General features: G+C 63.0%; 5 protein-coding genes. 1 reads left to right on the top strand and 4 read right to left on the bottom strand.

All coding sequences use genetic code 11. The features are described 5' to 3' along the window. The 4 genes from IAE77_RS30435 to IAE77_RS30420 all read right to left on the bottom strand — a co-directional run. The coding region (locus IAE77_RS30435; RefSeq protein WP_294235377.1) for a hypothetical protein at positions 1–4,501 on the bottom strand (4,501 nt) is incomplete at its 3' end. Positions 4,502–5,035: 534 nt separating this feature from the next. Further along, complete coding sequence (locus IAE77_RS30430) at positions 5,036–7,411, bottom strand: tail fiber domain-containing protein (protein WP_294235376.1); 2,376 nt, start codon at positions 7,409–7,411, stop codon at positions 5,036–5,038. 44 nt (positions 7,412–7,455) lie between these two features. Then, positions 7,456–9,243 carry a hypothetical protein gene (locus tag IAE77_RS30425; RefSeq protein WP_294235374.1) on the bottom strand — a complete coding sequence of 596 codons (1,788 nt, stop codon included), beginning with the start codon at positions 9,241–9,243 and terminating at the stop codon, positions 7,456–7,458. 43 nt (positions 9,244–9,286) lie between these two features. Further along, entirely contained in the window at positions 9,287–10,126 is an 840-nt protein-coding gene (locus tag IAE77_RS30420) for a hypothetical protein (protein WP_294235372.1), read from the bottom strand. A gap of 201 nt (positions 10,127–10,327) precedes the next feature. Here IAE77_RS30420 and IAE77_RS30415 point away from each other — a divergent pair, with 201 nt between their 5' ends. Continuing rightward, entirely contained in the window at positions 10,328–10,996 is a 669-nt protein-coding gene (locus IAE77_RS30415; RefSeq protein WP_294235370.1) for a sigma-70 family RNA polymerase sigma factor, read from the top strand. Positions 10,997–11,006: the final 10 nt, after the last annotated feature.

The raw sequence follows: 11,006 nt of genomic DNA, 5'->3' as shown, positions 1-11,006 counted from the left end.
GCACGACCTGCTCATCCAGCGGATTGCTGCTGGGCAGCACCTTGAGGTCACCTTTGTAGAGCGTGGGGCTCACCTTGAGGATCTGCATGACCACGGGGTCGCCTTCATCGGTGAAGACCTCGCCATTCCCAAAAACGAGGGTCACATAACCGGTGCCTGCGCCGGTGGAGCTGAGGGCGTAGCTGTCCACGGCGGTGTCGGGGTCGGTGACCTCGCTGATGTCACGCAGGTGGACGGTGCGGTTCAGCGCAGTGTCCACGGCCAGCAGGTTCGGCGGCGGGGAGACGGTGATGGTGGGCGGGCTGGCGGCATTGTAGCCGGAGCCGGGATTCGTGACGGTGACGCTGGTGACGACGCCGGCGGACACGGTGGCCGTGGCCGTGGCCGTGGAGCCGCCAGACGGCGGTGGGGAGATGGTGATGGTGGGCGGCACCGAACTGTATCCCGAGCCTGGGGAGGCGATGGTCAGCGCGAGAACCTGGCCGGCACGGTCTGGCGGGGAGATGGTGACCGTGGGTGAACTTTTTTGATAATACAGCCCCCTGCCCGTGAGACTGAAACCTGTGACAGCACCGCCGTTGATGCTGGCCGTGGCCGTGGCACGTGTCAGGAGCAAGGTGGTCAGCAGGCCTGAAAGACTGGGGGAGAAGACTTCGGGGTCATGGTAGGGGGCCGCGATCGTGACAGTGGGCGGGGTGAGATAGCCTCTGCCGCCATCAAGAACCTGAATGGAGTCCACCACATTTCCCTCCAGCACGTTGAAGGTGCTCAGCAGGGCCTGGGCGGTGGCGGTGCTGGCCACCACCGGGGTGATTTGAGCCACCTGATACTTTCTCCAGGTCTGGAGGGTGGTGGCGAGGCCCCCAATCTGCGTCTGGCCGCTCATCTCCGCGATGGCCTTTTCCCACAGAGGCCTGTTCACGGTGTCCTCCGCCGGACAGAGGGACTGGAGGGCGATCACATCGGCATCGCTGAGGGCGTTGAGGTGGAAGTAGTCCTCCCCGCTGATTTCATCGATGAACTCGCCGGTGAGCACGAGGCCGCCCTTGGTGCCGAGGGTGCTGTCAAAGTAGAACCGGTTCTGCAAATGCGGCGGCAGGGTCTGGAAGTAGGTTCTACCGGCGTAGTCTGTGGTCAGCACCGAAGGCGGGAGAGCCTGGAGGGCATTGGCCGCGCCCAGCAGGCAGGTCTTTGCCCGCGTGGGGTCATGCAGGAGCACCGACTTCGGATTTCCCGCCACGCTGGCGACTGACTGCTGGTAAAGCACCTGGGCGCTGGTCTGGCCGCGCACCTGCGGCAACCCGGCCTTGGGCAAGGCCAGCGTCTCCGCCGTGCTCAGCACGCCGAGCTGGGCGGCCTGGGCACCAAAGGCGGCCACGTCATCCGGCCATTTCGGGATGTAGGTCACGTCCGCGGCAGTGCCGCCGACCTTGTCCGCCGTGGTGGAGGCGATGAAGGGCATGATGGTGCCCACAGCAGGCTGGGGCACGGCCTTCGGCACATGGAAGCCGGGCAGGCTGTAGTAATAGAACTGCATGACGAACGTGGGCGTGCCGGCTCCGTGCGGCCCGCGATACAGCCAGTGCTGGCCTTTGCGATCCTCGAAGGTGAATCTGGCATAGTCGGCAGGCGCTCCGGCCACCGGATTGTCCACCAGGCCCGGGGCTTCCTCATTGCGCACGCTGCCATCCGGCCTCAACGGCAGAGGCAGGGCGGTGAGCGGCATGGGAGGCTGGATCGGCGTGCCGGCGGCCTTCACAAAGCTCAGCGGGTAGGTGCCATTCGACCTCACCACACGCACGACCCGCATGGCGGGGCGGCTGCCCCCATCGGTGTAGAAGATCAGGACGAAAGGCTCGGAGGTGTAGTCCGGTCCTGCGTTGGTGTTGTTCAAGTCATCGCGCAAGGCGTAGGCATTCCCGCTGAGCATGAGTGCGTGCTCTTCATTTGGATTGTAGCCCACCAGCGTGGGGTCGTTCTGGACATAGATGCTGCCCGCAGCCTGCTCCGGTGTGAGGCCGGGGTTCTCAATGCCCTTCCCGGAGGCGATGACGAGATCCTGCGGACTGGCGGGATAACTGACCGTGTAGCGGGCGGCCACGGCGGGCACGTAAAAGGGCTGAAACTTGTCCGAAGGCGCCGGCACCTGCTTCATCCACCAGACGACGAGCGTGTTCTGTTCAGGGATGGCATTCACGGGGATGATCCCGCCAGCGGTGGAGGCAGGCACACCCTCAGTGAAGGGATTGATGTAAGCCTCCGCGCTGTAGCAGCGGCCTTCCGCCACATAACCGCCTGGTTCCAGCCCTGCGGCGGGTGGTTCCAGGCGCGTGCCCACGGTGGCGGCCGTGGCGGCGCTGCCAGGCCCGACCGGACTGGAGGGTGAGTAATCGGCGATGCCATCCGCATTCTGGTCATTCAGCGTATAAACCGCCGGGGTGCCCGTGAGCGGCCCGGCTCCGTCCGGATCAGGGATTTCAGGACTGCCGAGCTTCGTGTGAGCCTGGATGAAAAGCCGCACATACCATGGGCCGTCCACGGAGCCGAATTTTAGCAGGGAGCGGCTGGTCTGGTCACTCGATTCGGTGAAGTCCACCAGCAGCCGCTGGGTGGCGCCGTCCATCTCCGTCTCCGTTTCATCAGGATCGTCCTGAAAGATGACCTGGGGCAGGTTGCTGGCGGCAAACTGGAGCGCGGTGGCCGGGCCGTTGCCCAACTGAGTGACATTCACCGGCTGGAACTGGGAAATGCTCTCCGGCCAGACAAACTGGTAGTTCCGTTTCAGCTTTGGCCACAGGATGGAGATGCCAGGGCTGGAGGGGGCCGTCAGAAAGTGGATGGCCGCGTCCTTCGGCTCGTTCCAGTAAATAGTCACGCGGTCCGGGTCCAGGTTCTCACGTTCGGCGAAGTAACGCGTGACGCCATCCGGCCTCAAATGGGTGCCGTGGGGCAGTTTTGTGGGCGTGGTGGAGGTTCCCACCAGTTCGGGCACGAGCTGGTCATCCTCATTTTCCGGGGCTTCGTCCCTTGGTCGCAATTCGGTGCCGAGCAGAGCCGTGAGGGTCTGCACTTCCGCCACCCGCTTCACTTCGACAATGTCCGCGCCGATGAACTGGTGGACGCCGTTGGTGCCCTGGTTTTCCGTGCCCAGATACTCCACAAAGAGCCGCCCTTCCGCATTGTAGGCCCGCAAGGAGGCCGGTCCCAGCTCGCTTTCATACCACAGCGTGCGGGTTTCCGGCGGCAGGCCGTTGGAGCCGGGATTCGTGCCCACGGGCACATATTCCGTGATGACGTTGCTGGGGAAAAAGGTGTTGTACACCGGGTTCACCCGCACGATGCGGCCCTCAGGCACATAAACCGGCTTCGCGTCGAAGCTTTTTTCCGTCCAGAACATCGTCCGCACCGGCCGCGTGGTGCCGCTGGAGACGGCAAACGTCTCCCGCCGGAACTTGTAGGTGGGCGCGGGCCCTTCCGCAGGATTCCCGATAGCACCAGCGGAGTTCGTCGTGTCTGGCACGGCGGAGACCCAGGTGATGGTCACGCGTCCCGGCTGTGTGGCAAAGACCCGGTTCGCATGAGGGCTGTAGTAATAGGGCTGGTAGGGGCTGAAGCTCACCGACAAACTGCCGCTGATGGCCTGGTTGGCATTCGATTGCAGCGTCACCGTGTTCCCATTCACCGTGGCCACCGTGGAGCCGAGAAGCACCGCACCGCTGAGGAGACTGGCCGGCGGGTTGACCACGGTGACCGTTTTGCTGTTCAGCGCGCTATCGGTCACCGTCACGATTTCCTGCGGATAAGGCGGAATGCTGAGCGTTCCGACATTGCTGGCCCCCGGCGATGAAAAAGTCTCCCCCGGCTGCACCGGCTGCGCTCGCCAGTAGCTCTGCGCCACCGGAGCGCCGTCCCAGCGCACGGTGGGGCGCTGGATCTCATCTCCCAGCAGGTACAGCGGTGCGCCCGAGGCAAAGGAATAGCCGAAGCTGGCCCGCACCAGCACGATCGTGGTCACCGGAGATGCCGGGATGGTCACATCTTGCGCCCTCGGGTAGCGCCCCGCCATGATGCCGGAAGTGGAGACGGCTCCCGCCGTGGCCGAAAGCCCCGCCGCTCCGGCGAACTGCGGCGTGGTCACCGCCGGACCACCGCTCGGGCTTGGCGGTGGCGGGGCGATGGAGACCTGGGGCGGGTTCGCCGCATTGTAAGACGTGCCGCCGTTCACAACCGTGATGCTCGTCACCACACCGCCGCTCACATTCGCCGTGGCCGTGGCCGTGACGCCACCTTCGGAGGCGATGGTCACCACAGGCGCGGAGACGTAGCCCGCCCCGCCGCCCCGCACAGTGATGGCCGTGACAGCGCCGCCAGAAACCGTCGCAGACGCACCCGCACGGCGATAATCCAGGAGATGAGTGGAGGCGCTCTTGATCTCAAACTGCGCCTGCGCGGCGGCAGAGGAGAGCAGCGTGAAGAGGGCGAAGAGGAGGAAGCGGTTCATGAGAGAGGAGGAATGACGAAATCAGAAGGACGAATGACGAAGGCGGCATGGTCGTAGGCCGGGTGTGTTTGGCGCGAAGAGCTCCGCAACGACCTCGATCCCATTCGCCAAACTACCCGGCCGGTTGAGGTCGATCGTGCGCGAGAAGCGGCCTGAGCGAGGTGAGGGGAGTGCAGCTACGGGCACAAGCCCTTTGCGGTTTGTGAGGCCACGAGTCGGTGGAAGATTCGTCCCCTCACCCCAGCCATCACCCCGGAATAAACTCCGCGTGTTTGCCATCTGCACCGCCGGGGCGAAGGAACCAGGCCGCCGATGAGCGCGGCAGCGTTTTGGAGTGCGGTGGCAGAGCCCTGAAAGGGCGGCGACACCGCTTTCGACCGGCCACAAGACCTCCGTCAGTCCAACAGTCCGTCGAAAGCGGTGTGGCGCTCCGCTTCCCACCGCACTCCATGACGCTGCCGCGCTCGGGCAAGCCCAATGAGCGTTTCGACATGATGGCACTCCCAGTTTCATGACAGAGGTCGGATGGATGACTCACTCGGCACCACCGGCGCTGCGCTTGAGGCTCACGGGCTGGGCAGCAGGCTTCGCATTGTCTTTGATGAGCTTCTCCAGCGCAGCCAGCTTCGTGACGACGGCTTTGTCTGCCTCCTCACGTTCTCTGGCGGATGCTTCCAGGGCCTCCACACGGGCTTTGAGAGCTTCGTTTTCATCCCGCAGCAGCTTCACCTCGGCATCCTTTTCCTTCTTGAGCTGCTGAATCGCGCCGATGCCAGTGGTGTAAACACGGTTGTAGTCAACTGAGCGGAAATCCTTCACTTGCTTGCCAAAGACAAAAACCTTTTTGATCTCAGCAGCCACATCTCCCACCACGAAGGCTTTTGCATCCGTGACCTGCGTGACTTTCAAATAATGGCTTGCATCGGTCTCGGCATCTTTGCTGGTGATCATCACCATGTCTCCCACGGCCAGCTCATGGGGCTTGCCCATCGTGACTTTCAACGACTTGCTGGCGGAATCATATTCAGCCTGCTGCGCCAGCTCGAAAATTTCTGGGACATAGGCTTCCGATTTGAGAACCGCTTCGGGTATCACCTTCTCAACCTCCTGGGCAATCAGACCTTTTTGGACTGGGTTGCCCTTCATGACCTGGGCTTTCATCTGGTAGTCGGTCACTTGAAGCTTCATGACGGTGTCCAGGTCACTGGCGGAGTTGGAGCGATCAACGATCTGCTTGATGCGCTGATCGGACATCGTTCCATAGCCAAAGGCCTGCACATACCACTCGGACTTGATGCTGGTGTAGTTGCCGTTGAGGACCACATCCGTTCCACCACGGACATCCAGGGGACATTGTGGAGCCGTCGTGCCGACGCCGACCCTTCCATTGTAGTAACCAATGAACATGCGTGTGCCGCCGGCTCCGCCGTGGTTGATGAAATGAAGGCCTTGAGGGCCGGCCGACCTTTCATCACTGACGATCGAAAATCCCGTGCTGCTATTGAAATGAAAGAGCTCCAGCCCTGAGCGGGCGATGTTTCCGCCCTCACTGGCCAGGCGGATGTATTTATCTCCACCCGTGAAGCTGCCGATCTGAAGATTTCTCTGGGGTGATGTCGTGCCGATGCCGACATCGCCGCTTGGTTTGATCACCATGTAAACGGCCGGGTTCGAATGTGGAGTGGCATCCGTCGTTGCCCCACCGAGAATAATGCCTGCCGAGCCGCTGTGGCACATGAGATTCAACCAGTCTGTGGAGCCACCGACTGATGTGCCAAGCGTCGTGGAGAGGAATTTACGAGGCTGGCCGAGGTAAAGAGTATCTCCAATCGAAGTGAAAGTAACATCGGGGGCACCAGTGCCCAACATGACATTTCCGCTGACTTGGAGACGATGATTGATGGTCGTGGTGCCGATGCCCAAATTCCCGCTGGCATTCGCTCGCAGCCTCTCGGTGCCATTCGTCCGCAGCGTGACCACTCCATCCGCCGGGGAAAAGAGGCCGCCGTCGGCGTCACCTGTGTTAAAGGTGAAACCACTCGTTCCCGAAGCCTTGATGCCGCCAGCGACATCCAGTGCAGCCGTCGGTGCCGTGGTGCTGCCGATACCGACATTGCCACCGCTCGGATTCAGCAGCAGGTTTTGCGCCCCGGTGCCGACTTTCGTGGCCTGGATGACGCCACTGCCATTGCCAGTGCTATTCATGCCGATGAGCAGACGCTCACTGAGATCCGCTGGATCCGTGACCACGAGCTGCGGAGTGTTGGTGGTGCTGGAGTTGTTGCTGCCGCTGATGGTGAAGAGGGCTGGGGGCGCGCTGGTGCCCACGCCGACATTCCCGCCGTCCACGGTGGTGATGGCGGCGACTCCATTGGAACCGACGATCTCCGCAAACCGCGCCCGGAAGGCAAACGCGCCGCTGACGATCTGCTGGCGCGGCGTGATCTCATTGTCGGTGAGCTGGATGCTGGCCCCGGCGGCGACGGTGACACCGAGGTAGCGGGTGGGTCCGTTAAACACATTTGGCAGACTGACGCCTGGCGGCCCTTTGGCTGTCTCGGAGTAACCAAAGGTCTGGATGCTGGTGCCTGTGCCCTGCCCCACCAGCACGCTGAACTCACCCTCGGCGATGGTGACGGTCTGTTGCTCGGAGTAGAGCAGGTTTGCCTGGTTGGTGTTGGAGGGATGGTCCCAGACGCGGAAGATGACGGTGCGGTTCACTGGTGTTCCCGTGCCGACGGGGGTGCCGGAGGCGTTCAGCACACGGCCCTGATAGCTGATGGTGCCGGGCACGGCTGAGGTGGTCTGCGCCTGCGTCCAGACGGGCAGCAGGAGCAGCAATCCAATGACGAGTGACGAATGACGAATGACAGACGCCATCGGGCCAGGGTTGGGAGTGTGGGTGTTCATGATGATTTTGGGAAAAGGTCCGGGATGCAGTGTCTGGTCGTTTCTCATGGGGTGATGCTGAGGTTGCCCAGCTCGGAGACACGCCGGAGCTCGAAGGTGCCGGAGAGGTTCAGCCCGTTGCCGGTGCCGACTCCGGTGCTGTCTTTGTGCAAGCCCTGGATCACCTCCGCATAGGTCCCTCCGATGACGCTGCTGCCCCAGCCGGAGGTCACACTGCTGCCGGACGGCGGGGCGGCGGTGAAGGTGAAGGTCACGTTCCGTGTGATCGTGTAGGCCTCCTGCCCGGCCACGAGAGGCGCCCCTGTGGCACCCTTGTTGTCATGATCCGGATGGAAGGCATGCACGAAGGGGTTCGTGGGATCATTGAACGGCAGGCTGATCGTGCGGGCGAGGCTGCCAGGGACCGCCACGCTGCCTGTGCCAGTGTCCAGCACGCGGTCCAGCGGCATGTGCGCGGCCACCAGACGGCGTGCACCGGCCTTTTCTGTGCTCAAGAGCCCGGCCTCCTTGGTGCAGAGGCCGGGTGGATTCCCCGGAGATGCCAGCTTCCCCACAAACACCTGGGACAGCACCCGTGCGGTGCCGTCATCCGCCACATGCAGGATGTACCGCAGCGGGTAGGCGCGGCCGGTGGGAGTCACCGCATCCGCCGCAGGCTTGCTCTCGACCGCCTGCACCAGCGCCTCACCGATCCACAAGCCGGAGAGGGAGGTCTTGCGGGCACGCACCGGCACCAGAAGGTCGAAAAGGTTCGTCGAATCGGTCAGCCGCAGGAAGGAGGCATACAGGGCGCTCGGGCTGGCCGCCGTCATGGCGCTGCGCTGGATGCCAAAGCTCAGTTCCACCGCCGCACCAGGGCCGATGGCCTCGGTATAACCGGCGCTGATCAGCGTCTCCTGCCAGCTCGCCGTGCCGCTGTTGAAAGTCCGGCGTGTCACCGGCACGCTGCCCGTGGGCAGGCCCACGTTGTTCAGACTGGCACTGAGGCTTTCCCCACCGTCTGGGGCCGTGCCTGAGGCCACGGGAGTGATCGTCAGCGTCATCGCTGAAGCGGTGCGATTCATCACCCGCATGGTGATGACGGAGCCGTTCCTGCCGAAATCCATGCCGTCCGCCTGGCTGAGAGTCACCTCCACCGGCGCATAAAAATTCCCCACCACCTCGGCCGAGAACCAGTAGCCCTGGTTTGCGTCCACCCGCTCGGTCGAGGGTGAAAAGACCTGCACGGGGTTCGCCGGCCCCAGATCCCCGCCCACATACTTGAAGATCTTGGCATTGGCGGCGATGGCGGCGGGAAAGCTGGCAAAGTAACTCGAAAACAGCGGATAAGTGCCATTCAGCCGCGTGGGAAAGCCGAGGAAGTTCGCCCCGTTCCTTACCCAGGAGGTGTCCGGCAACCGTGGGGAATGCTTCACGGAGATGCCGGAGTAGGTGTTCGCAGTGGTGCCGACGCATTTCACCAGGTAGGCCGCCTGTCCGGTGAGGCTGCCCAGCGTGTTCGCGGTGCCTCCCCGCACCCACACACTCCACTCCGGCGTGCCGGAGGCCGGAACCAGCGGGGAAGAGGTGAACTGCATCTGGCTCGGGTTCGGATTCCAGCGCCAGATTTCCTGAATGTTCGCCGTGACGCCGCTGTCCGGGAAAATGACCTCCGGAGCCGCATACGTGGCGTCCCCCGGCAGGTAAATGGAGTTCCAACCGCCCTTCAGCGTGTAGTTCGTCGTCTGCCACTGCGCATGCGCCACACCAGCAAAGAGCAGAAAGTTGAACAAAGAGAAAAAGACCGTGCGCACAGCGCTTGCGGCGGCTTTCGGCGGCTGGGATGTCTTCATGTCGAGAGATGTCTTGATTGGAACCGGTGCCTTTCGCCCTCCGCTACCTCACCGTGAGCCGGAAGAACTCCTTCACTCCTCCCGGAGCGGGAACGGTGTGGGCTGAGAGGATCGCCACATCGTCCGCCGTGTGGACCAAGCTTCCCGTGCCGGGACTGCCGATGGAGAAAGGCACACGGGTCCAGGTCCTCACGTCCGTGCTGCGTTCGATGGTGTACGTCTTGCCAGTGATGGCGAAAAACTCGAAGCGCACGCTCGTCTCCGTCTTCTCCTTGATCTCGATGCCGAATTTCTCCGTCGCATCGCCTGCAAACGTGCCCGCGACGTACTCCAGCCAGTTGTTCTGCCCGTCGCCGTCGAAATCGCCGTCACGGCTGATGAGATGAATCGGCCAGTCGCCATTTCCATCGGGTGAATAACCCGCCTGATAGAGCTGCCACTGCTCCCAGACGTCTGGAAGACCGTCCCCGTCTGAGTCTGCGCCCAGATTCAAGTCCAGGCGGACGCGTTCGCCGCCCTTTCCCGCTGTGAGGTTGCCCGCGACCTCGATCGGGTAAAAGCGGCTGCCGTTCATGTCCACCGCGAGGCTGAAAGGGCCCTGTGCCACCACGGCCTTGTCCGTGTACAGCGTCGTCCCGCTGCGGTTCTGGTCGATGCGGACGGACAGCTCGTAATTTTGGTCAATCCCGGTGACTGAATTGATTGCTGCCCGGCCCACCTCCACCCCGCCTTTCAGCAGCACGATCACCGCTCCTTCGGCCATCACCGTCTGTCCCACCTGGTCACGCACCATGCCATGGAGCGTGTAATAAGGCGCGGGCGGAAAGGCCCGCGCGGCGGAGGCGAGGAAGATCACCAGCAGGAAAACAATCGACGACTTCATGGCTTGAGCGGTGGATGCGGAGCAGACAGCACCCACCGGGCGGTCCTATGTCCGGACCCGCCGTTTCGTTACAGACAGGGCGAAAAAACTTTCCCGGGGATTGACTCGCCGAAGCCAGATGCAGTAGATGGTGCTTTTCTTATGCCGGTTAACGAGCGCGATTCAGCCTTCCCGACCACGCATTGGACGCTTGTGCAGATCGTGAAGAGTGACGATCAGCGCGAGGCGGCTGCGGCGCTGGAAGACCTGTGCGAGCGCTACTGGTATCCCGTCTATGCCTACCTGCGTCGCAGCGGCTACTCCTCCGAGGACGCTGAGGACCTCACGCAGATCACCTTCCAGCGCATTGTGGAGGACGAATCCCTCAAGCAAGTGCGCCAGGAGCGCGGACGGCTGCGGAACTTCCTCATCGGCATCGTCGCCCGCGTCGCCAGCAAGCAGGCGCGTCACGATCGTGCGCAGCGTCGCGGAGGCGGGGAGGCGATCCTCTCTCTGGACGAAACCGCCGCCGACGGCCGCTACTCACATGAACCGGCGGATGTCGTCGATCCGCGCCACCTCTACGACCGCGCCTGGGCCATGCAGCTCCTCGAAAGCGTGCGGGAGAAGCTCCGCGCCTCCTTCATCAACAACGGCCGCCTCGCCGATTACGAGGTCCTGGAGCCTTATCTTGGCTGGGACGACGCGCCCGCGCCCTACGCGGAACTTGGCGCACGACTCGGCTCGAACGAAGGCGCCGCCCGCGTCCTGGTGCATCGCCTGCGGAAAAAATTCCGCGAACTCCTCGAGTCGGAAATCTCCCGAACCGTCGTCAACGAAGAAGACATCGCCGCAGAACTGGACTGGATGCGCGAAGTGCTGCGGCGCTGAAGCGCCGGAC

The organism is Prosthecobacter sp. (assembly GCF_014879935.1).
Taxonomy (GTDB): Bacteria; Verrucomicrobiota; Verrucomicrobiia; order Verrucomicrobiales; family Verrucomicrobiaceae; genus Prosthecobacter.
Note: the sequence above shows the minus strand (reverse complement) of the source record. Positions and strands in the feature narration are given on the sequence as shown.

Bases quoted from the DNA above. Each gene is read 5' to 3' on its own strand.
- IAE77_RS30420 (WP_294235372.1), bottom strand. From the start codon at position 10,126: ATGAAGTCGTCGATTGTTTTCCTGCTGGTGATCTTCCTCGCCTCCGCC.
- IAE77_RS30425 (WP_294235374.1), bottom strand. From the start codon at position 9,243: ATGAAGACATCCCAGCCGCCGAAAGCCGCCGCAAGCGCTGTGCGCACG.
- IAE77_RS30430 (WP_294235376.1), bottom strand. From the start codon at position 7,411: ATGAACACCCACACTCCCAACCCTGGCCCGATGGCGTCTGTCATTCGT.